Source organism: Brevibacillus fluminis (assembly GCF_052072235.1).
Classification (GTDB): domain Bacteria; phylum Bacillota; class Bacilli; order Brevibacillales; family Brevibacillaceae; genus Brevibacillus_D; species Brevibacillus_D fluminis_A.
On the sequence record NZ_CM125436.1, the window covers coordinates 5,584,836 to 5,606,544 of the forward strand.

The following is a 21,709-nucleotide window of genomic DNA, read 5'->3' on the forward strand; positions in this document are numbered from 1 at the left end:
TCGAGGGGAGGGGGGATTTAATTGATTGTTGGGAATACCAGCAGCACATTTCTTGTGACAGGATCATCTTCCCCAGCAATCATCACTGCATTAATGATACCCGTAACAATCGCTGATCCATTTGCGGCACCGTCTTGTGTGAATGTGAGTTTTTGGTTGTCCGCCGACCACACAAAAGTAAATTGGCTGTCCGTCATGCCATTGGATAGAGCAGTCTCTACAACCGCTTTGTACTCAGCCTTTATTGGCTTTGAAAACGTTATTGTTATTGAATCATCTGGTGCGATAAAGGATACATTGATTGGAGCTTCCACCGTAATCAGCCCGGCGATTTTGTCCGTTTGCTCCATCACGTTGTACATGGACCCAAGCTCTCCCTTAACAGCCATGCTCGGTACAACAACATAATTCTGGTTCCCAATCAATGGATTCCCAAGAGTAATGACCAGGTTGTTACCGTCAACCGAAACACTACCGCCGCCATTCCGTTCTGCTATTGAACTTGTGGAGATCCCTTCCGTTGAAAGACTGACTCTTTCAGCCAAATGCCCTTCCGTTGCATCGATTAACGGCTGATCGTACGGGATGGTGATGATCTGATTTTGCAAGTCATAGCTTACATTCGTTTTCACCATCTTAGGCTCTGTCTGCGACGGTGACTCGGACGTTCCTTTCACCTTCAGCGAAAACTCTCTTGTAGCCTGAACTCCATTTCTGGAAATGGTTGCGGTCAAAGTAACCGTCGTATCAGTGTCCGGGCGCGTGACTTCCCCAACCATTCCGAACGGAACATCAGCGGTGATCGTTATAACCGAATCGTCACTAGAGGTCCAGGCAATCATCGAACCATGTTCCCCATATTTCGGCAGCATGACATCCGTAGTGACGCTGTTTTCATTGTCCTGACCGTCAAACACGATTTCCAATGCGTTTTTGTCCAGCTCAACCGCTTCTTCATCTGCCATCCCCGTCAGCATATCCGGCGTAATGGTCTTGCGCTCGAAGGCGACCACGTTACCATTCTTGATGGCAACCGCTGTGATCTCTGAATACGCCGAAATCATGATGTCATCCCGTGGCACCGTCCACTCATCGTATCGGTATGAGGATTCCAACGGCTCATTTACTTTTGCGGCAAGCGGTGCAAATTCCCTTTCGCCACGTATTGGCGGGAGACCTGGCAAACCCGGTAAAGGTTCATCCAGATTCGGATAGATGCTGTACATGATGGTTGCACCTGGATCGTCAAACGAAATATCACTGATCTTGATTCCTTCGTTTGTAGCCGGCTCGATTGTGAATGTCGACATTTTCGGAGCCAACTCACTGACATTGGCAACGATCGGTCCCACGGGACGCCCTGCCGGCTCACCGATTTTCGTGCCGCTGAGCGCGAGCGGCTTCACCACGAAAAAGAGGTACTTGCCGACATCCTCCGGTTGAATTGTATAGGAGCCTGTATCCGCCCCCGCAATCGGAGTGGCACTTTCAAAATGCGAGCTGTCGCCTATTCTCCATTCAACCTGCGGATCGGCCAAGCTATCTCCGTCCGGATCATGAACGGTATAGTAGCTGCTCGATACTTGCTGCCCGACCGCCGGAAGTCCTTCCAGCACGATGGTTCCTACAACCGGCTGTTGATTTGTCAGCAGATCGCTGAATGTTTCAGCAGCATTCCCTGCCTGGTCCTTGATGGCCGTGCCACTATAGGATACTTTCGCGCTTGAACCATCTCTTGAAATATACTGCGGACTTTCAACTAGGAGATGGACAGCGTTCCCTTCTACCGTCACGCTGGCAACGGCTTCGGTTTCGAAGTATTGCCCGCCACAATCAAAACCACACGTAGATTTGACTGTGAAATCATCAATTGACGGTACCGACTGAAAATCAAGCGCTTCATTAAACAAAATCTCAATCGTGGTCGTATCATTACTATTTTGAATCAAATTGACCGAGAGCGGCACAGGCGGCTCCGTATCGGTTGTTCCCACAACACTGATCGTATAGAGGAAGCCGCTTCTTCCATTGCTGTATTTGGTTGCGATCATCATGCCGTTGGTCACCAACGTGCCATTTGCTGGAAGGCTGCCACCAGAACCTGTAATAACAAACGTGCCGTTTCCTGCTACCTCCAAGGCGGAACGCAAGTCACCTACCGTTTTGCCAGCAGCTACTTTGACCACGTTACCTGCAATTTCAGAGACAATACTTTCCTGACCAGCGATTACTTTCAGTTCAGGTAAAACGTCAGAAGGAGAAACTGTGATGGTTACCGTTCCCGTTTTTGCAGTGGCGGGGTTGGAAACGCCCGCTTTAACCGCCTCTACTTTGTACTTCCAAACCCCTTCGCTCAGCTGACCGGACGTAAATGTGAACGAACCGTCTGTTGACACAGAGACAGTATGCGGGGAAGAAGGTACATGATTTGGGCTAACCAAGGTGACTAGAACGTAATCTGCCCCAACAGCTCTGCCTGATAGGAAAAGCTCATGGCGGGATGTCTCGCCTGCCCCGCTTACCTCCACAACCGGCCCTGCCGGCGGCTGCGGCACAACCACATCACTCACCGTCACCCCAGCCTGCGCCGTCTGCTCTTGATAGCTGGCCGTCACTGTCGCATTCCCTGCTTTTACGCCGGTCACGATCCCGGACGTGACTTGGGCCACTCCTGCATCCGATGTGCTCCACTCAACCTGGGAGGTTACGTCCTCCGTTTTGTTGTCCGCATAAGTCGCGGTCAACTTGAAGCTGGTCGTCTGTCCGACATTGATGCTGGCCTGCGGCGGTGTAATCGCGAGGGCTGTCACCGCTGGTTTCACGGTTACTTGCGCAGTTGCCTGGTATTTGTCGATCGTCGCGGTCACCGTTGTTGTACCCAGCTTGACGCCCGTTACTGTATGGCCGGAAATTGTCGCAATGCTGGAGTCTGCAATGGTCCATGCCGCCAAATCGGTGACATCCTGCGTTTTTCCATCCAGAAGCGTTGCCATCGCACGGAAAGAGAACGTTTTCCCTGCACTGACATTTGCCTGGCTCGGCGTGATCTTCAGCTCTTTGATATTGCTTTGGATCGCGTAGGTATGCGCTGCCGTTTTTCCTTCAAATGCAGCTGTCACTGTGACGTTCCCCGCTTTTTTCGCGGTGAACTCTCCTGTTTTGGAAATGGCGGCGAGGTCATTGGGCGTTGCTGTCCAAACCGCTTTTTCCGTGACGTCTGTCACTGTCTTGTCGGTCAGCTTGGCGCTGGCTTTGAATGGTACCGTTTGGCCGACATAAAGCGGCTCGCTCTGTGCGCCCAGCTCCAGTTCGGCCACTTTGGGCAATCCCAGTGTGCCGCGGCCTTCTTCATGCTTGCTGACGATTTTGAACGTGACGTCCCCTACTACAGATGGCGGCAGCTGGAAGCGCAGCTCTGTCTCACTGATGACGGTAAGCTGACTGCCGGCAAGCTGGTACACGACCTGTCCCGCTTGATTCAACACGCTGATCGTGGTTTCGTTTTGCTTGAAATGGGCGTCTTTGCCGTTGACAGTGATGGATCGTCCCGCATCTGTCGTCTCTACCAGCACCGCATCTACTTTAACCACGCGGAGCGGTACGGTGAATGAAGGGAACGTATACGTTTTGCCGTTGATTTTCAGCGTAATCGCGTACGTGCCTTCTGTGGTGCTCTCTGGAATCGTGAAGTTTATGGTGTTATTGCTGACAACCTGGAAATTTACAAGCGGAATGCTTTGCTTTTCTTTGACCTGAATGCTTTGCTTCACATTGTCATTGCCGCCTTCCATGGACAAGGCCAACCCGCTTGACGACAAAGAAAGATTGCGTCCGCGTATGGTCCCGATCCGCTTGAAGGATGCGTCTGTCGTCACGTTCATGCTCTCAATCCGGGACGGACCATTCAGGAACGATACTTGATAGCTGTACGGTTTGCCCTCATACAGGAATTCCAGCTTGTATCGGCCATCGTCCGGCGTGCTCACTTCAAAATTCAGCTCTGTATCCGATATGGTATTGACCGTGCCAACGGAGAACGGTACATCGCCCCATTGCTTTTCATCAATATTTACGATAAGCGGTTTGGTTTTGAAAGTCGTGTTCGTTCCTTTTACCGTCACGCGGCTGTAACTGCCATCCCCGATCGGCGCTGCCGTTACGGTGTCAATAATGGATTGGGAACTGCCCCCACCTCCACCGCCTCCGCCAGAGCCACCGCTACCTCCGCTGCCCCCGCCTCCACCGCTGTTACCTGAAGTCGGAGGAGTGGAAGAGCCGCCATTACTGCCAGGCGAACCTGGCAAGGTTGGATTTTGGTCCGGCAATGTCGGTGACTGTTGGTCGTCACTCGACTTCTTTTTGCCTGCGGAGATCGTATCCACCGGATTCGGATTCATCGGACTGTTCAGGTTGTCGGCAATCTGCTTCGCAACCTCTTGCACCACCTGGGAAAAGTCTGACGGTACTTGAATCGTCGGGTCCTTCTCCTTTGCCGCAGCTACAAATTCGGCAGCGTGCTGCAAAAACTCATTGGACATCCCTTTGCCCGGTTTCACAAGCTCAGGGTTGCTGTACGCTTCATACACAGCATGGATGATGTCCTCTGTCGCGATGTGAAGCACCTGGCTATCCATCGCATCTACCAACGTTTTCGTATTGATGAGACCGCCGTCGAGCCTGCCTGTCCCCGAGGCTTCTCCCCACTCATTCGACTTGACCAGTGCGGTCTCCGCTTGCGAGCCTTTCCCCAAAAGCGAAACGACTCCCTCTGTCACAAAAAGGCTGTTGCCGGTGACCAAAAGCATCGTTCCCCGTATGCCCATGACTGCGGTCGGTGTTTCATATTTGAATGAGTCATTACTATTCGACAAGCTTTGCAGTTTGGACCAGACTTGGCCTGACACGACTTTGACCGCCGTCTGGTTGCCGCCCTGCGCATTTTTGACCAAATCGCTGATCATGCTCTGCGTATTGCTGCCGACAACCAGCTTGCTGCCATCGTCGAGATCGAGCTGTGCACTGCTGTTTTTCCCTGTTGTAATCTGGTCACCACGGGTTAGCGCCATGTTGTTAAAAGCTTTGAACGGTTTCGCACCGCCTGCCTTTTTAACCTGGACATCCCCTACAATGTGGGACAGCTTGGCTACACGCTCCAGCTTCTCAGCAGCAAACGATGGCAAGACCGAGCCTGCCACTACGATGAAAAGCAGCAAGCACATCATGTATCGCTGAATCGTACCCCCCAACGCTATTCACTCCCCTACTCGATTTGTGTTATTCCCGACTATGACAAGTAAATCGCCCATGCAATGAGCAACAAGTGAAAAATCTGGTCAGCCATGATGCCAAGCCAGCTGCTCTCCGGCGCCATCATGATCTTGCGCACCCACCATGCGACAAATGTCCGTCGGTCCAAAATGACATGGCCGAAAAAAATGACGGCGAGCGCCGGCCACGACAGCGGCTGCTTGGCCCAGATGAGATTCGCCGCGACGTACAGAACCAGTGTGTACACAGCGCAATGGACCAGCAGCGCGGCCCAGTTCTTTGCTTTATTCATCGCCATCCATGACGTTTGAAACAAATAATCGCCAACAAAATGGGCCACCAGCAGCACTTCAAACAGTGTCATCTGTCAGCCTCCCCTACTTCACAGATGAAGTCAGATCAACCAGTCTGTACGCAGGGCTCCACGCAACCTGGACACCAAGCACATTCCCCAGCTCTCGAACAGGCGCCATCGTACTGCCATTGATGACGATTGCTGTGCGTAAATCGAGCTGCTTTGCCCCGCTTCGGTTGGTGAGGGTCACTTGTTTGGAAGCAGCCTGGTAAGTGACCGTAAAGCCAAGAGCTTCTGCCAGTTCTCGCAGCGGCGCATAGGTGGCGCCCTGGCGAACGACCGCCTTTGTTTTCAACTGTAGCGCTTTTCCGTTGCAGACGAACCGCACATCCGCAGGCTGCTTTCGTTCCGGAAGCGCGATTCTGTCAATTGTACGGATGGTGCGATTCCAACGGTCTGCGACCCATAGCGTCCCTTTTCCATCAACGGCGATGTCTGCCGGGCCGTCCAACTGGGCCTCTACTCCCCAACCGTTGCCGTAACCGTGCAAGTCTCCGCCCGCTACCGTGCTCACGGTACCGTCAGCGGACAGTAGACGAACCGCATGATTCATCGTATCAGCGATGTAGAGTCCGCCATCCGGGGCAAACGCCAGCCCTGTCGGAGCATAAAAACGCGCGTTGGCCGCCTGCCCATCGGCGTATCCGCCTTTTATGTACCGGTTTTCCACCCGCTCCTCGCCGCCGCCCGCTACCGTCTTCACCGTACCTGCGGTCGTCAGCTCTCTGATCCGTTGGTTGCCCGTATCGGCAATAAACAGGTTGCCGTTCGGATCAAGCGCGATCGAAGACGGCTCATTGAACCGGGCTTCGGCTGCCGTTCCGTCATGCAGGCCGCCGATCAGCCAGCCATCGGCATCTTTTTCCGTTCCGCTGCCCGCCACCGTCGTGACGGCTCCGTCCGCAGCGATTTTACGGACCCGATGATTGAGCGTATCGGCGACATACAGCGAACCGTCCGGCGCAATCGCCACATCGGACGGTTCATAAAATTGGGCCTCGCTGGCACGCCCGTCTTTGTACCCCGCTTCACCGGAACCTGCCACTGTTTTCATTTCCCCGGCAGGCGTCACGCGTACGATGCGGTGATGGCCGCTGTCGGCGATATAGAGCGTACCATCGGGTGCCACTGCCATGCCTTTTGGCGCAAGCAGTGACTGGGCTACGATTGTCGCTTCCTGTTCGTCCGTCGTGTGGAATGCCTTGATTAAACCCGTGTCCAATTCGCTGACATAGAGCGTCTTGCCGGCGAGCGCCGTTCCATACATGCTTCCTTGCGGGATAAACGCTGTTTCCACGCGGGCGACCGTTTCTGCAAAAGCGCCTGTAGCTGGTGCGATCAGGGCAGCCGCCACGAGTCCAAGTAACGCTGTTTTTTTCGATGCGATTCGCATGATGCTGCAACCCCCCTGTTATTTTTCTTTCTCTCCCATGACCTGGTAGACCGCGACAGGCTTTTCTTTGCCTTTAACCTTGATCTCGCCGAGCGGTTCGATCTCGAACAGCTCCTTTACCAAGTCGTAGGTGGACTGGCTGATGAGAATCTGGCCAGGCTTGGCATTCGACTCCAGACGCGCCGCCATGTTGACGGTATCGCCGATCGCCGTATAGTCGAGCCGGTTTTTGGCGCCAATGTTCCCGATAACCGCATCCCCTGAATTCAAGCCGATGCCAAAAGACACGGAGTATCCATACTTTTCGGTCAATCGTTCCGCTAAAGCGGCCGATCCTTTTTTCATTTGCAGCGCAGCGCGCACGGCCCGCACCGGGTGGTCATCAAGCGGAATCGGCGCACCGAAGATCGCCATGACCCCGTCACCGATGAATTTATCCAATGTTCCCTCATAGGCAAAAACCGCCTGTGTGCACAAATCGAGATATTCATTCAACACCTGAATGACTTCTTCCGGCTCAATCCGCTCCGACAGCGGGGTAAAGCCGCGAATATCCACGAACATCAGCGTCACATTTTTGCGCGTGCCCCCGAGGTTTTGCGCTTCCTGCGAGCTTAGGATTTCGTCTACAACCTGTTGGGAGACGTAGCGGCTGAACAGGGATGTCACCCGGTTTCGTTCCTTGCGTTCTGCCAAGTACCGGTTCACGATCGAAATGACGTAGGAAATGATGATGGCCAAAATCGGATACGTGAACGGCAGCAACAAATTGAGCAAGACGTTTGCCAAAATGGCGATAACGGCATAACCGATAAAGAAGACAAGGAAGAGGACAAAGGCAAGCCACGGCCTCGCTCGGCGCGTAAGCCAATACGTCAGGAGCGAAAGGATAAACAACAAGGCCCATCCGATCCATTCCGAGCTGCCGGTAATGGTTTGGTAATAGCGGCTGTCTTGAAGGCTCTGCACCATGTTGGCGTGAATTTCGACACCGAACATTTTTGTGGCATTGCTGGTCGGCGTCAGGTATTGGTCACCCAGCCCGACGGAATATGGCCCAATCAGAACGATCGCGTCTTTGAACGCGCCCTCCATTGTTTCCGGGTCCATATTCAGCGCGTCAAAATACGGAATCATCGTATAGCCGCCCGGTGGCTGTGCAAACGCGAAATACAGCTGGTTCTTTTGATTGGTAAAAAGCGTACTGGCTCCTTGCTTCCACATGCCATTCTCGTATGTGATCTGTTTGGTTGGCGGCAACAAGTAGTTGGCCAGTCGAACGCTGAGCGCCGGCAGCATGTTGCCGTCTTTCGTCGGGACGCCGAGCAAAATTTGCCGCACGATGTCACCGCGATCCGCAAAGACGTTGATGTGCGCTTGCTGTTGTTCACCTACGTCGTACACCGGCTTCAGCAGCTTGTCGTACTTGAGCGACCCCGCGTCTTCCTGTTTGCTGGGGAAGATGAACGTATTCGCCAGGATCACGTTGGGCGATTGCGTCAGCACGTCCTGCATCGCTGCATCGTCGGCCGGGTCTTGGGAAGGCTCGGAAAGAATCAAGTCGAGGCCGATCGCCTTCGCCCCCGCCTGCTCGATCCGCTTGATCAGCCCGGCATGAATGGAGCGAGGCCACGGCCACTGACCGAGATTGCTCAGACTGTCATCGTCAATCCCGACGATGACGATTCGGCTGTCGACCGTGCGGATTTCCTTTGTCATCCGGTCGACGAAATTGACTTCCACGTTGTAAAGGGCATCATTATGATACAGCCAGCCCACGACAAGCGTAATCAGCAATGCGGTCAGCACTGCTCTTGTTTGCTTTATCATGAAACACTCCTTTATTCTGACATCGATCGATGGCCTGACGAGTATCAGGCATGTCCCAAAAACCGGTGGTCATTTGGGTCTGACTTCTCCTTAAAGCAACCGCGCTTCTCTTCTTGCGAGCAGAAATAACAATGAGCGGGCAAGGGGTTACGCCTGAACAGCAGGTCAAGCTGATTGACCTGATAAGACAGCTTGGCAATCGTCGTCTCATCCATCGCGAACTTGACGCCGTATTCGAACAAACCGTCCGGCAATTCAACTTTTCGCACGATGTTGCCCTGTAGCTTGAGCTGCTGATTCAGCATCGTCAATTCAAACTGCAGGACAATCTCCTCTTCCACAATCATGCGTAGATCGGAAACAAATCGGAGCCCGCCCGCAGCGATATCATCGATACAGACTTGGGCATTTCCCGTTTGAATTACATTCTTTCTAATCCGAATAATCTCCATATTTGCACAAAATGGCCGTTTCGGCTCCAATCGATAAAACCCGCGTTTATTCTGCATATCCACCTCGAACAATCAACATTTTACCTGGACATTCATATTGATCCCTCTCTATTATTGCGTATTTTTCAGCCTGAATCTGTGTGTTGCGTAACAAAAGAGGCGCTTCCCCTTGTGAAATAATTTGATTCTTCCTATTATTAGTAAGAGAAAGGTGTTTTTGGGAAAGGATGAAGGACGTTGTCTACGTCGCACTTTTTAAAAGAAGTGCCGTTTTTTTGCGACTTTTCTATTGAAGAACTGGCGCAGGTCAGAAAGCTGTTTGTTGAGCGCTGCTACAAAAAAGGGGCGCCGATTTTTTTCGAAGGCGACACTGGTGAAGAATTGTTTATCGTAAAAAGCGGCTTGGTCAAGATTTTCCGGTTTGACCGGTCGCGCGAAGTGATTTTGGCCCTTTTCCGTGATGGCGATTATTTTGGCGAGATGGCGGTTCTGCAAACAAACCAGGTTCGTTCCGCCAGTGCGCAAGCGTTGGAGCCGACTGTCTTGTACGCGATGAAACGCAAAGATTTCCAAATGCTGCTCGCGAACAACCCCAAGCTGACGCTCAACCTGGTCGACAGCCTGATGGACAGACTGCGCCGGGCCAACGAGCAAATTGAGGATTTGACCTTCCTTGATGCCCGCTCCCGGATCATCAAAACGTTGCTTATGCTCGGCAACGACCATGGTGTTGCTCAAGAGAACGGATTGTTGATCAACATGAAGCTGACTCACCAGCAAATCGCCGACATGGTGGGGACGGTTCGCGAGACCGTGACAAAGGTTCTTTTGGAGCTGCAGGACAAGTTTTTGATCAGCATTGATAAAAAGTTCATTTTGCTAAAAGACAAAGGCGCTCTGGAAGCCTTGCTGTAAATGGATACATACGCAAAAAACCCTCAGCTACGCTTCTCTGAGGGTTTTTTTGTTTACGTGCCCGAGAAGATCAGATCGTACATATGCTTGTACGTGCTGATCTGAAACACTTCCGAGGCAGGCAATTTTCCGAGAACACTGTATCCGATGACCAGCCCAATCATCAATGAAAAGAAAAGCAGGAACGGAACGATCAGGAGTTTGGCAGCCACCCGTCCCCATCCTTTTACACGCCTCGGCCTTTGTTGTTCTGTTTCCGGCCTTTCGCGCGGAAAGCTTCTTTCATTCACACGATTCATGGGTTGTCCTCCGTTTAGGTTTTAACGACTGCGGATGGAGTTGGCGATCCCCATCATTTGATCGGAAATTTCGATAGCGCGGGAATTCAGCTGGTAAGCACGCTGTGCCAGGATCACTTGCGACATCTCTTTGTTCAAATCCACATTGGACATTTCAAGAAAGCCTTGGCGCAGTGTCGCATCTGATTGATTCAACACGTTCCACGGACTGTCTCCATTGGGGTCCTGCCAAAGAAATTCGTTCTCTCCCGCTTGCTTGAACTTGTCCGGATTATCCAGCTTGAACACCGGGATTTTGACAGCTGACAGTTCCTCACCATTGTGCAGGACTTGTCCATCCGGTCTAACTGTAATTTCCCCATCCGTCGGCAGTTCAATCGGCAAGCCTTTCTCATCCAGCAACACATCGCCTGATGCCGTCACCAAATTGTAGACCGTGTTGCTGCCCTGGTTGTCCATCGACAGATGAAAGGCGCCGTTTCGGGTCAAGCGGTACTCTTCCTGCACATTGCCTTGCGCATCCATCCCCTTGTAGCGGCTCACCAAAAACATGCCTTCCCCTTCGATCATCAGATCGGTCGGAACATCGGTCTGCTTCGCACTGCCTTGGGTCATGTCGAGCGGTGTCAGGCCCACCTTCACCCCGCTTCCGATACGCAGGCCCGCTGGCGAAGTGCGGGCTTTGTCTGTCGACGGCTGGCTGTCCATCGAATCGTTCAAAAGCTCGGAAAACGAGGCTCCGCGCCGCTTGAACCCGACGGTATCGAGGTTTGCGATATTATTGCTCGCTGTATCCAGCGCTTGTTGGACGCCGCGCAGGGCTGCTGTCGAAATTTGCAACGATTGCATTGAAAACCTACCTCCCTTCGTCTACCTGATGTTAGCCGTTAACGCGGCCGATCTCATTGACCGCCTTGTCCAATGTCGAATCAAGCGTAGACAGGACGCGCTGGTTGGCTTCGTAGGAACGCAGCGCTGTCATCATTTCCGTCATCGTCTGCGCCGGATTCACATTCGCCCGCTCGACCCAGCCTTGCCGGATTGCATAAAATCCGTTCAGGTTCGGATCGGTTGAAGCATCAACCGGCGCGTTCTGCCCATCCCAGCGGTACAAATTATTGCCTTCCCGCACCAGCTGGTTCGGATCGGTCACCACCCGCAAGCCGATGCGCACAGGATTATTCGGGTCTGCTCCAATCGGTTCGTATGTATCGCTCGCATTCGGGTCCGGCTTGCGCACTTGCAGCTCGCCTGTCGAGGTGATCTTGAGGTCTTGTCCGGCGCTCACCGTGTTTCCGTTCGCATCCGTAAAACCATTGACCTGGATCGCCCGATTTTCGCTATCCAGCACATAGTAACCATCCGGCGTCACCAGGAAACCTCTGTCATCCACGCTCCAGCTCCCGTTTCGCGTGTAGCGGATCTGGTCGGCAGCTGCCGGCTGGGTCGTATCGGGGATTCGTGCCACACTGAAAAACATGGTCCGTTTGACCGCTTTCCCGTTTACCTGCTCGGGCGGAAGGTTGTCCGTCAACGCCACGTCATATGGGCTGTCCGTTTGCGCAATATCCCCTTGCGTAAATGTAGGGAGCGTCTCTGACAGATAGACACCCGTATGCAATTTGCCGATCGGCACAGGTTGGCCCGTCATGGAAGGCATGCCCTCCACAGTCGGCCCATTCTGATCATTGATTCTTGCGAGCAGCTGTTCAGGGAATGAGCGGATCACGCCCACATCTTCCTTGTAGCCCGGCGTGTTGATATTGGCCAGATTGTTGGAAAGCGCTTCTTGGCGGCGCTGCATCGCCAGCATTCCGGAGGCTGCGGTATACAAACCTCGAATCACGTAACACCCCTCCTGTTTCTATCCAAACAGTTTGTTCTTGCGCTGAACAGGGGCCTTGTCCAAATAGTCAAGCATGAGGCCTGTCCCTTTGGCAACGCACATCATCGGGTCATCCGCTACCAGTACCGGTACCTTCAATTCGTCGGCGAGCAATTGATCCAGCCCGTGGATCAGCGCGCCTCCACCCGTGAGGAAAACCCCTTTATCAATAATATCGGCAGAAAGCTCCGGAGGTGTTCGTTCTAAAACATTTTTTGAGGCTTGTACAATCGAGCTAACTGATTCAGCCAGGGCATCTTGAACTTCCTCGGAACGAATCGTGATGGTTTGCGGCAATCCGGAAACCATATCTCGTCCGCGAATGTCCATTTCGTCCTGGCGTCCACCGTAAACGGTCCCAATCTGCACTTTGATATCCTCTGCTGTCCGTTCCCCGATCAGCAGTTTGTATTTGTTCTTGATATAGCGCATGATTGCCATATCGAATTTGTCGCCGGCAATCTTTATAGAAGAGGCGGTGACGATATCACCCATTGACAATACCGCTACGTCCGTGGTACCACCGCCTATATCGACCACCATGTTGCCGGAAGGCTGGAAAATGTCCATCCCTGCTCCTACGGCTGCTACCTTCGGTTCTTCTTCAATATATACCTCGCGAGCTCCGCCTGAGCGCTCTGCAGCTTCGCGAATCGCTTTTTGTTCGACAGATGTAATATTCGTTGGACAACAAATAAGAATGCGTGGTCTGGTAAACAAGCTTTTTCCGCCAATCTTGTTCAGAAAATGGCGCAGCATGGCTTCGGTAATTTCAAAATCCGCGATCACGCCATCACGTAGCGGGCGGATCGCAACAATGTTCCCAGGGGTGCGGCCGACCATTCTGTGTGCTTCATTCCCAACAGCCAAAACTTTTTTCGTCTGATTATCGATGGCTACCACCGAGGGTTCATTCAGCACAATGCCTTTTCCTTTTACATAAACACACACATTGGCTGTTCCTAAATCAATCCCAATATCCTTGCTAAACATGCGAGGGCCTCCCTGTACCGTGTACATTGCTATCCTTCTATCATAGGATGTAATGGGAGAGAGGACAAGTCTTTCTTAGACACTTTCTTCCTGCTCCACTCTGATTTTTTTGCTTTTCCGCTTGTACTTGATTTTGGTCGCTTCTCCTCCCCGCAAGTGACGAATTGCCTTGTGATATTCCAAAATTTCTTTCACCTGATTGGCAAGTTCAGGATTTATCTCAGGCAGTCGTTCGGTCAGGTCTTTATGCACTGTGCTTTTGGATACTCCGAATTCTTTGGCGATCATGCGAACCGTATTTCTTGTCTCCACGATATATCGGCCGATTTTGATGGTTCGCTCCTTGATGTAATCGTGCACGTTACTCGCCTCCCTGCATCGAAATTGTCTGATACAATATATGGGTAGGCAGGGACACATATTCTCCGTTTCCAAGCCTGACAAGCCGGGAAGTGGATAACTTTTTTCTATAGCGTGTACCGAACGCGCCTGGAAGAGCGGCTGCAAGTGCGCGGTCATGCGGGTTTTCATACCAAAAAGCCCGCGCTTCTCGCACGGGCCTTTCGCCTGTTATTGTTGCTCAGTGTGATTCAAGTATTGCTCAGGGTTGACCGACTTGCCATCAACGCGCACTTCAAAGTGCAGGTGGATGCCGGCGTCTTTTTCAAATGTGCTGCGGCCAGCTGCGCCAAGCACTTGTCCTTGCTTCACTTCATCGCCAGGCTTAACCGTCACTTTGTCCAGGCTTTGATACACGGTGACCATGTTGCCGCTGTGCTCGATTTCAACCAGATTGCCTACCAACGGATCATTTTCCACTTTTTTCACCTTGCCATCGAGGGCAGCGGCGACATCAAATCCTTTTTTATCCGTGGAGACAATGTCGATCCCTGTGTGCGGGATGTACGAGTTGTTGTACTTGACCAACGCTTTGGCTTGCTCTTCTTTCGCGGCTGCATCATTGAAGAAATCCATGGCTTTGGAGTAGCTCACGCTTGCTGCCACTGGCCATGCGAGCGGTTGTGTTGCCTTGCTGACTGGTACTGCATCATCTTGCGAAACTTCTGTGTTTGGTGCCGTTGTTTCCGGTTGGTTCTGTGCGACTGGCGTCGGCTGCTTGCTAAGCTCATCGCTTACTGCATGAAACACGTTGCCCTGATACCACATCACGAATGCGAGGATGATTGCTGCTAAGCCGATGTAGATTGCGGGAAACGCCCACTTCTTCCCCAGAAAGGTTTTCCAGGATTTTGACTTCTTCAAAGGAATCGGTTGATTTGGATTTTTTTGATCTTCCATTTTTTATCACCTCATCCACCAGTATCACCACTTTTTCGGTGCATAAACCTGATGGAATGGGGAAAAGTAAAAATTTGTTAACTTTTGAGCATTTTTCCGTAGTTTTCTAACGCAACCCCTTGATAGAAGTATTTCACGATCTGCTCGGCGCTCTTGCCCGCCTTGGCCATTCCGTTCGCCCCCCACTGGCTCATCCCTACGCCGTGACCATAGCCGCTCGTGGTGATTTCCACGCCATTGCTTTTCAGCTGCATGGTAAATGCGGTTGAGTTCAGCCCCAGTCGCTCCCTTAATTCCCGCCCGGTAAACTCCTTGTCGCCGACACGCACTTTCCCTACGCGTTTGCCCGTCGTCTCGCTGAGAACGGTGTACCACCTGCCGCCATTTCCTTGCATCGCTGGCGTATCGAGCCGCACCCCGAGCTTTTGTTCGAAATCCGCCAGCGGAATCGTCGTTTTTTGCAAATATCGCGGCGATTCACTGTCCCAAGGACTCGGCACGCTTTTGAGGTAAGGAATTTTCTCCGCCCAGTATTCATCCGCATTTTCGGTAAAACCATTGCTCGTCGAAAAAAACGTCGCGTCGATCGGCTTGCCGTCATAGGTCAGCACTTCTCCCGCTGTCGCCAGCACAGCCTGCTGAATCTTTTTGCTTTTCCAGGCGTATTGCTCTCCCCAGCGCTCCCGCTGCTGTTTATCGTCGATAAAGGCTTGATGCTGAACGGTATCCAACACCACCGCCCCCTTCGGCACATCGTTGAACGCTCCTTCCTGCAGACGTCTGACGATGTAGGTCCGTGCGGCAAGCGCCTGTGCCTTCAATGCTTCCAGCTCGAATTCCGCCGGCATTTCGGCCGCCACCACGCCTTCGATATACGATTCGATGGGAAGCGTTTCGATCGTTTTGGTCGCAGTTCGGTATACGTTGATGGGAATCTGGGATGCTGCGTTGATCGCAAGCGGAGTCGCCTGCGGATTGGCAGTCTTGGGCGTGGGTGCAAATGAAGGGGCGTACTTGACGAGAAGGGCCGGAAGGGCGACGATCACAAGCGGAATCGCAACTAGAAGAACAATCAGATAGTTTCGCATGCGCATATGCAAAAATCCTCCCCGGTGCGTACTGGACAACTTAGACGATTACAGTCTATGTCCGCGTCGGGGAGGATAGAACGATAGAAACGAATTGCTATGTTTGCAAATTAAGAGAGGCGAGAGACAAAGCGGCCGATCCGCTCCATCGCTCTCTCCAGCTGTTCAAGCGAGGTCGCATACGAGCAGCGGATATGACCATAGCCGCTTTCACCGAATACATCACCCGGCACAACCGCCACTTTCTCCTCCATCAGCAGTTGCTCGGCGAAATCAGCGGCAGACAGGCCCGTCGATTTGACGGAAGGGAATGCATAGAAAGCGCCCTCCGGTTCGTGGCAGGCAAGACCCACTTGCTTGAACGCATGCACGATATAGTTGCGGCGCTGGCGATAGCTCTCTACCATCCGGTCCACTTCGCCTTGGCCGTTTTTCATGGCTTCAAGCGCAGCCATCTGTGCCATTGTCGGCGCACACAGCATGGTGTACTGGTGGATTTTGAGCATTCCTGCCAGCAGGTCAGGCGAGGCACAGACATAGCCCAGGCGCCAGCCGGTCATCGCAAACGCCTTGGAGAATCCGGAAATCAGAATTGTGCGGTCCTTCATCCCCGGCAGGGCAGCAAAGCTATAGTGGGAGCTGTCATACGTAAGCTCCGCATAAATCTCGTCGGAAATGACAAGAAGATCATGTTTTTCCAGGATCGGCGTAATTTTGAGCCATTCGTCCTTGCTCATCGTACTGCCGGTCGGGTTATTCGGATAGCAGAAAATCACGGCTTTGGTGCGGGAAGTGATTTTGGCCGACAGCTCTTCCGGAGTCAGCTTGAAGCTGTTTTCCGCTGTTGTCGTCAAAAAGACAGGGACGCCGCCCGCCAGTCTCACGATCGGTTCATAGGAGACATAGCACGGCTCGACGATCAGCACCTCATCGCCAGGATTCAGCACCGCGCGCAAGGCGATGTCGATCGCTTCCGAAGCGCCTACCGTGACCAAAATCTCCGTTTCCGGATGATAGGACACTTGATAACGCGTTTCGAGATACGTGTTGATTTCTCTGCGAAGCTCGAGCAGGCCGGCGTTTGATGTGTATGCCGTATGGCCGCGCTCCAGCGAGGAGATGGATGCTTCGCGGAAACGCCACGGCGTGACGAAATCCGGTTCGCCCACACCGAGGGAAATTACCCCTTCCATCGAAGCCGCCAAATCAAAAAAACGGCGGATTCCCGACGGCTTCAGTTCGGCGACTGTCTTTGCTAGTCTTGTATTGGTTGCTGTCGCTTGCTTCATCACGGGGTCACCACCATCCGATGGTCGTCATCGCGCTCCTCGAACGAGATGCCATCATGTTTGTATCGTTTTAAAATAAAGTGTGTGGCTGTGGAAATGACCCCTTCAAAAGTAGCCAGTTTCTGCGAAACGAAATCCGCTACTTCGCGCATCGATTTGCCTTCCATCACGACAGACAAGTCGTAATTGGCGCCAGACATCAGATAGACCGCCTCCACCTCGGGAAAACGGGAGATTCGCTCCGCCACTTCGTTAAAGCCCACTTCGCGCTTCGGCGCTACTTTTACATCGATCATTGCCGTTACAAACGGATTGTCATTGACGCGTTCCCAGTTTACCAGGGCCGGAAATTTGACGATGATCTTCTCGTCGATCAACCGCTTGATTTCGTCCGCTACCTCTTCCGCTGCAACGCCCAATAGCGTCCCCATTTGTTCGTTGGTCAGACGGCTGTCTTCCTCTAACAAACGCAGGAGCTCTCTTTGTTTCTCTCTGTTCACAAGCCCCACTCCCTTCATTTTCTCCCCCATGATACCACACCGATTCTAAAAAAGAAAAAGACTTCCTGGGTGGAAGTCTTAGGCAAAATTCGGTGATAGATTTACTTTTATGGGCTGATGCTTCGCTTCCATTTCCAATGCCGACTGCTTTTCGACGTTGATTCGCTCCACGTCCGCCCCCAGCTTTTGAAGCTTCTCCGTAAAGTTGACATAGCCACGGTCCAGATGGTGCAGACCGAAAACCTCCGTGTCTCCTTCCGCGATTAAGCCAGCGAGGACCAATGCCGCACCTGCGCGCAAATCGGTTGCCGTTACTTTGCTTCCCGTCAGCTTCACGCCGCCTTCCACAATCGCACTGCGGCCCTCGATTTTGATATTGGCGCTCATGCGGCGGAATTCTTCCACGTGCATAAAGCGGTTTTCAAAAACCGTTTCCGTCACGATGCTTGTCCCTTCCGAGGCCAACAGCAACGCCATCATCTGCGATTGCATATCCGTCGGGAAACCCGGGTGCGGCAGCGTTTTGACGTCCACCGTCTTCAGCGGCCCTTTGCGCCAAACGCGAATGCCGTTTTCCTGCTCATCGATACCGACGCCCATTTCGCGCAGCTTGGCCGAAACGGATTTCACATGGTCACAAATTGCGCCTTCAATGAACACGTCGCCGCCTGTAATCGCAGCGGCAATCATGAACGTTCCCGCTTCGATCCGGTCAGGAATCACGTAGTGAACACAGCCGCGCATGCGCTCCACGCCTTCGATCCGAATGGAGCCTGTCCCTGCGCCGCGAATTTTGGCACCCATGCCGTTGAGGAAATTCGCCAGATCCACAATCTCCGGCTCTTCCGCAGCGTTTTCAATTACGGTCGTTCCATCCGCCAATGCAGCGGCCATCATGATGTTTTCCGTAGCGCCTACACTTGGAATGTCCAAATAGATTTTGGCGCCCTTCAGACGGCCATCTACCGTCGCCTCAATAAAGCCCTGTCCGATCTCGATCTTGGCGCCCATTGCCTCGAACCCTTTCAGGTGCTGGTCAATCGGGCGTGTTCCAATTGCACAACCTCCAGGCAATGCCACCCGCGCTCTGCCTTTTCGGGCAAGCAGTGGTCCCATGACCAAAAACGATGCGCGCATCTTGCGAACCAGATCATAGGAGGCTTCAATGCCCTTCAAACCGGTCGCGTCAACTGTCAACGTTTCATTATCATATGTAACGTTTACCTGTAGTGATCGTAACAATTCACATATGGTATGGACATCATCCAAACCAGGAACTTCATGAATCAGGCATGTGCCCTCTTCAGCCAATATCGATGCCGCAATAATGGGAAGAACTGCGTTTTTTGCGCCCGATACTTTCACATTTCCCGCTAATGCCCTACCACCGCGGACAACGATTTTATCCAATGTGTACCCCTCCGCGTGCCAATGCTTAATATTCCGCTGTAATAATGGGGGTCCCGACCGTGAATCGAGTCAGTTTTTGCTCGACGTCACGATGGGCAGCCACCTGCAGATTCATTTTTTGATTATGAGAAAGAATTGCTTGATCCCACAAGCGAGTATAACCGGAAATACTGACTACCGTTTCGTCTTTGAGACGCTCGATCTCGCTTGCCTGGAGGGAGCGGAATATGGAAAATATCCGTTCCTCCTGCTGATCAACACTCAGTGTATCATTGTATATTCCGGCAATACAAGTGCTAATTTGCGGAATCAAGGCTTGTCTTTGCAACAGTTTGATGACGTTTTGCTGTTTGTTCACTATATCTTGTAAATGGTTGCGTTTTCCCTTGACTGTCACCACAAGATATGCGTCCAGCTTCCCAGTATTGGGAACACCCACCAGCCGATATTGCAGCTCCTGGGCCGCAAAAACCGCGGTATTCTGGTAAACAAACACACCGTTTTCCTTTTCTACTGCTGGGTCGGGCGAAATCTGCAAGGCAGCCGCCCACGCTTCATTTTGCTCCGCTAGTGCTTTGGCACCAGTGAGTTTTGGCAAGGTTACCGACATGCGGACAGTCGCGTCCGTCACTGCGATGCTGTTTTGCTCAAGTTTTTCCGTGATGCTTGCAACTGCCTCCGCTTCCTGCGTCTTCGCAGAAACGTTTCCGTAATAAGCCACCGCCGAAACCAGACAAACAAACAGCAAGCCGTACGTCCGCCAACCTCTCCTCATTTGGTACCTCCCCATTTCAACACGCTTTTTCTATGTAAGCATAGTTTGCACAAAATACTGGAGGGATATACCAAATTTAACCTGTCGTTTTTAGAACAAGTCCCGCAGCAAAAGGGATGAAGCGAGATATTCCATCAGAAACCGCGCCACACCGCTGCCGATCACGATGGAGAGCAGGATCTGGAGCAGCTTGGCCTGTGCGCTGTTCGCTTTTTTCACAAACAGATCAAAGCGAAAAGACTGCAAAGCCCACCAGCTCGCCGCGATGCAGATAATGGAGACGATGATGTTGAGCAGACCAGTCGTTGCGAGAGAACCCATGATTCCACCTCCTTTTTACGTTGGTTCCTGCGAAGAAAAAAGGGAGGCGTCTGCGCCATCCCTTTTCTTTTTTCCGCAACCTTCTTTTCATTTTTTCCGCCATTCGCTTATTTGCTTGGCATCTGCAACCCGCCGAAATTAAAATTCGGATTGAAGTGCGTATGCAAGAAATCAAGCGCCACGCCAGGAACGATCCCAAAAACGATGGTCGCCAGGACAGCGATCACGATGACCACGCCTGCGGTACCCGGCACCTTCAGCTTGGCTTCCGTCAAGCCTGGGCGCATGTACATTTGGCGGATGAACCCAAAGTAATAAAAATACGATATCACACTGGTCGCGATCATGATACCCGAAAGCACGTAGCTGCTGTGGAAAATCGCGCTCATGAACAGATAAAATTTGCCGAAAAATCCGATGCTGATCGGAATCCCCGCCAGCGACAAGAGGAAGAAGGTCATCGCAATCGCCACGAACGGCGCGCGATGGTACAGACCGGCAAACGCCTTGATGTCCTCTGTCTTCTGGTCTTTCGACACAATCATGATCACGGCGAATGCCCCAAAGCTGACCAAAAGATAAGCAAAGAGATAGAACAGGCTTTGCTCAAAGAAAAGCTGTGTCAGCGTCACAAACGGAACCAGAAGATAGCCGGCTTGCGCCACGCCCGAGTAAGCCATCATTCGCTTCACGTTCGTCTGGCGCAGCGCCATCGTATTCCCGATGATCATGGAGAGTCCGGCGATAATCGACAGATACCAGCTCATCTCCGACAAAAAGACGCGCTCGCCATTCGGACCGACCAAACCGATGTAAGCCGTGAACAAGAAACGGAACACCAGGGCAAACCCGGCTGCTTTGGAGACAACCGCCAGGAATGCGGTCACCGGCGTCGGAGCGCCTTGATACACGTCAGGCGTCCACAGATGGTTCGGCACGACGGAAATTTTGAATGCCAGGCCGGCCACGATGAAGACAAACGAAAGAATGACCAGGAAGCTGTAGCCCGATGCATACGCCTCCGTTACCCGCTTCGAGATCTCAACCAGGTTGGTCGCCCCTGTCAAACCGTACAGGTACGACATCCCGAACAGCGTGACAGCGGTGGCGATCCCGCCGGAAACGACATATTTCATCGCCGATTCGTTGCTTTGAATCGACTTCTTCCGCAAACCGACCAGGACGTAGGACGACAGCGAGAGCAATTCGAGCCCGACGAACAACGTGATCATGTCAGCGGAAGACGCCATCACCATCGCCCCGAGCAAGCCTGTCAGCAGCAAGTAGTAATATTCGCTCTGATGGCTGACCTCATCGTTGTCCCGATTATTGGCAAGCGAGAGCAGCAAGGTGAACGCCATACCGCCCAAAAAGATGAGCTTGAAAGCATTGCCGAAATGATCAATGAGGAGCATGTCGGCCATGTAAGACACCGGATCTTTGACCGTCATCACATTATGGATGACAAAATATCCGGCAAGCAAAACGCCGATGAGAGACAGCCAGCCGATCAACGACCGTTTGACATGCTTCCCTAAAAAGAGATCCAGCAGCGACAGCACTGTCGCAAAGCCGAGCACCGTGAATTCAGGCAGAAGGTAGCTCCAGTTATATGAAAAAATCGTATTCGCGCCCAT

General features: G+C 52.4%; 19 protein-coding genes. 1 reads left to right on the forward strand and 18 read right to left on the reverse strand.

All coding sequences use genetic code 11. The annotated features are described in order from the left end of the window. Window positions 1-17: 17 nt before the first annotated feature. The 5 genes from ACTID9_RS27260 to ACTID9_RS27280 are packed head-to-tail and all read right to left on the reverse strand — an operon-like array spanning window position 18 to window position 9,355. Window positions 18-5,246: an immunoglobulin-like domain-containing protein gene (locus ACTID9_RS27260; protein ID WP_441068573.1), complete on the reverse strand. Its 5,229-nt coding sequence runs from the start codon at window positions 5,244-5,246 to the stop codon at window positions 18-20. 38 nt (window positions 5,247-5,284) lie between these two features. Further along, entirely contained in the window at window positions 5,285-5,632 is a 348-nt protein-coding gene (locus ACTID9_RS27265; protein WP_441068574.1) for a DUF3307 domain-containing protein, read from the reverse strand. A 13-nt stretch (window positions 5,633-5,645) separates the two neighbouring features. Next, complete coding sequence (locus ACTID9_RS27270) at window positions 5,646-7,016, reverse strand: NHL domain-containing protein (RefSeq protein WP_441068576.1); 1,371 nt, start codon at window positions 7,014-7,016, stop codon at window positions 5,646-5,648. A gap of 18 nt (window positions 7,017-7,034) precedes the next feature. Continuing rightward, window positions 7,035-8,846, reverse strand: a complete 1,812-nt coding sequence (locus ACTID9_RS27275) for a CHASE2 domain-containing protein (protein WP_441068578.1) — start codon at window positions 8,844-8,846, stop codon at window positions 7,035-7,037. Between the two features lie 44 nt (window positions 8,847-8,890). Next, the gene (locus ACTID9_RS27280; protein WP_441068580.1) at window positions 8,891-9,355 is read right to left on the reverse strand and encodes a PilZ domain-containing protein; all 465 of its coding nucleotides are present in this window, start codon (window positions 9,353-9,355) and stop codon (window positions 8,891-8,893) included. A 180-nt stretch (window positions 9,356-9,535) separates the two neighbouring features. Here ACTID9_RS27280 and ACTID9_RS27285 point away from each other — a divergent pair, with 180 nt between their 5' ends. Continuing rightward, window positions 9,536-10,213: a Crp/Fnr family transcriptional regulator gene (locus ACTID9_RS27285; RefSeq protein WP_441068582.1), complete on the forward strand. Its 678-nt coding sequence runs from the start codon at window positions 9,536-9,538 to the stop codon at window positions 10,211-10,213. 53 nt (window positions 10,214-10,266) lie between these two features. Here ACTID9_RS27285 and ACTID9_RS27290 read toward each other — a convergent pair whose 3' ends face one another. The 13 genes from ACTID9_RS27290 to nuoN all read right to left on the reverse strand — a co-directional run bounded on the left by ACTID9_RS27290 (window position 10,267) and on the right by nuoN (window position 21,709). Then, the gene (locus ACTID9_RS27290) at window positions 10,267-10,425 is read right to left on the reverse strand and encodes a DNA-directed RNA polymerase subunit beta (protein WP_441068584.1); all 159 of its coding nucleotides are present in this window, start codon (window positions 10,423-10,425) and stop codon (window positions 10,267-10,269) included. 108 nt (window positions 10,426-10,533) lie between these two features. Further along, window positions 10,534-11,361 (reverse strand): flagellar hook-basal body protein, encoded by an 828-nt coding sequence (locus tag ACTID9_RS27295; RefSeq protein WP_441068586.1) that lies wholly within the window; start codon window positions 11,359-11,361, stop codon window positions 10,534-10,536. Window positions 11,362-11,392: 31 nt separating this feature from the next. Beyond that, on the reverse strand, window positions 11,393-12,358 hold the full coding sequence (locus ACTID9_RS27300) for a flagellar hook-basal body protein (RefSeq protein ID WP_441068588.1): 966 nt from the start codon (window positions 12,356-12,358) through the stop codon (window positions 11,393-11,395). A gap of 18 nt (window positions 12,359-12,376) precedes the next feature. Next, window positions 12,377-13,390 carry a rod shape-determining protein gene (locus tag ACTID9_RS27305; protein WP_122920599.1) on the reverse strand — a complete coding sequence of 338 codons (1,014 nt, stop codon included), beginning with the start codon at window positions 13,388-13,390 and terminating at the stop codon, window positions 12,377-12,379. A 75-nt stretch (window positions 13,391-13,465) separates the two neighbouring features. Then, a complete protein-coding gene (spoIIID, locus tag ACTID9_RS27310) occupies window positions 13,466-13,750 on the reverse strand; it encodes a sporulation transcriptional regulator SpoIIID (protein WP_122920598.1) in 285 nt (94 codons plus the stop codon). Window positions 13,751-13,960: 210 nt separating this feature from the next. Next, window positions 13,961-14,689, reverse strand: a complete 729-nt coding sequence (locus ACTID9_RS27315) for a peptidoglycan DD-metalloendopeptidase family protein (protein ID WP_441068591.1) — start codon at window positions 14,687-14,689, stop codon at window positions 13,961-13,963. A 77-nt stretch (window positions 14,690-14,766) separates the two neighbouring features. Further along, window positions 14,767-15,777 (reverse strand): stage II sporulation protein D, encoded by a 1,011-nt coding sequence (gene spoIID, locus ACTID9_RS27320; RefSeq protein ID WP_441072745.1) that lies wholly within the window; start codon window positions 15,775-15,777, stop codon window positions 14,767-14,769. Window positions 15,778-15,887: 110 nt separating this feature from the next. Beyond that, the gene (locus tag ACTID9_RS27325) at window positions 15,888-17,066 is read right to left on the reverse strand and encodes an aminotransferase (RefSeq protein ID WP_441068592.1); all 1,179 of its coding nucleotides are present in this window, start codon (window positions 17,064-17,066) and stop codon (window positions 15,888-15,890) included. Beyond that, the gene (locus ACTID9_RS27330; protein ID WP_441068594.1) at window positions 17,066-17,566 is read right to left on the reverse strand and encodes an Lrp/AsnC family transcriptional regulator; all 501 of its coding nucleotides are present in this window, start codon (window positions 17,564-17,566) and stop codon (window positions 17,066-17,068) included. Before ACTID9_RS27330 ends, ACTID9_RS27325 begins: the two co-directional genes overlap by 1 nt. Window positions 17,567-17,644: 78 nt before the next feature. Beyond that, entirely contained in the window at window positions 17,645-18,976 is a 1,332-nt protein-coding gene (murA, locus tag ACTID9_RS27335; protein WP_441068596.1) for a UDP-N-acetylglucosamine 1-carboxyvinyltransferase, read from the reverse strand. 25 nt (window positions 18,977-19,001) lie between these two features. Then, the gene (locus tag ACTID9_RS27340) at window positions 19,002-19,751 is read right to left on the reverse strand and encodes a YwmB family TATA-box binding protein (RefSeq protein WP_441068598.1); all 750 of its coding nucleotides are present in this window, start codon (window positions 19,749-19,751) and stop codon (window positions 19,002-19,004) included. Window positions 19,752-19,841: 90 nt separating this feature from the next. Further along, complete coding sequence (locus ACTID9_RS27345) at window positions 19,842-20,072, reverse strand: DUF1146 family protein (RefSeq protein WP_441068600.1); 231 nt, start codon at window positions 20,070-20,072, stop codon at window positions 19,842-19,844. Between the two features lie 107 nt (window positions 20,073-20,179). Next, on the reverse strand, window positions 20,180-21,709 hold the full coding sequence (nuoN, locus tag ACTID9_RS27350; protein ID WP_441068602.1) for an NADH-quinone oxidoreductase subunit NuoN: 1,530 nt from the start codon (window positions 21,707-21,709) through the stop codon (window positions 20,180-20,182).

Excerpts from the sequence above, each read along its gene's own strand:
- ACTID9_RS27265 (WP_441068574.1), bottom strand. The coding sequence starts at position 5,632 with ATGACACTGTTTGAAGTGCTGCTGGTGGCCCATTTTGTTGGCGATTAT.
- ACTID9_RS27270 (WP_441068576.1), bottom strand. The coding sequence starts at position 7,016 with ATGCGAATCGCATCGAAAAAAACAGCGTTACTTGGACTCGTGGCGGCT.
- ACTID9_RS27275 (WP_441068578.1), bottom strand. The coding sequence starts at position 8,846 with ATGATAAAGCAAACAAGAGCAGTGCTGACCGCATTGCTGATTACGCTT.
- ACTID9_RS27280 (WP_441068580.1), bottom strand. The coding sequence starts at position 9,355 with ATGCAGAATAAACGCGGGTTTTATCGATTGGAGCCGAAACGGCCATTT.
- ACTID9_RS27295 (WP_441068586.1), bottom strand. The coding sequence starts at position 11,361 with ATGCAATCGTTGCAAATTTCGACAGCAGCCCTGCGCGGCGTCCAACAA.
- ACTID9_RS27305 (WP_122920599.1), bottom strand. The coding sequence starts at position 13,390 with ATGTTTAGCAAGGATATTGGGATTGATTTAGGAACAGCCAATGTGTGT.
- ACTID9_RS27315 (WP_441068591.1), bottom strand. The coding sequence starts at position 14,689 with ATGGAAGATCAAAAAAATCCAAATCAACCGATTCCTTTGAAGAAGTCA.
- spoIID (WP_441072745.1), bottom strand. The coding sequence starts at position 15,777 with ATGCGAAACTATCTGATTGTTCTTCTAGTTGCGATTCCGCTTGTGATC.
- ACTID9_RS27325 (WP_441068592.1), bottom strand. The coding sequence starts at position 17,066 with ATGAAGCAAGCGACAGCAACCAATACAAGACTAGCAAAGACAGTCGCC.
- ACTID9_RS27340 (WP_441068598.1), bottom strand. The coding sequence starts at position 19,751 with ATGAGGAGAGGTTGGCGGACGTACGGCTTGCTGTTTGTTTGTCTGGTT.
- ACTID9_RS27345 (WP_441068600.1), bottom strand. The coding sequence starts at position 20,072 with ATGGGTTCTCTCGCAACGACTGGTCTGCTCAACATCATCGTCTCCATT.
- nuoN (WP_441068602.1), bottom strand. The coding sequence starts at position 21,709 with ATGGGCGCGAATACGATTTTTTCATATAACTGGAGCTACCTTCTGCCT.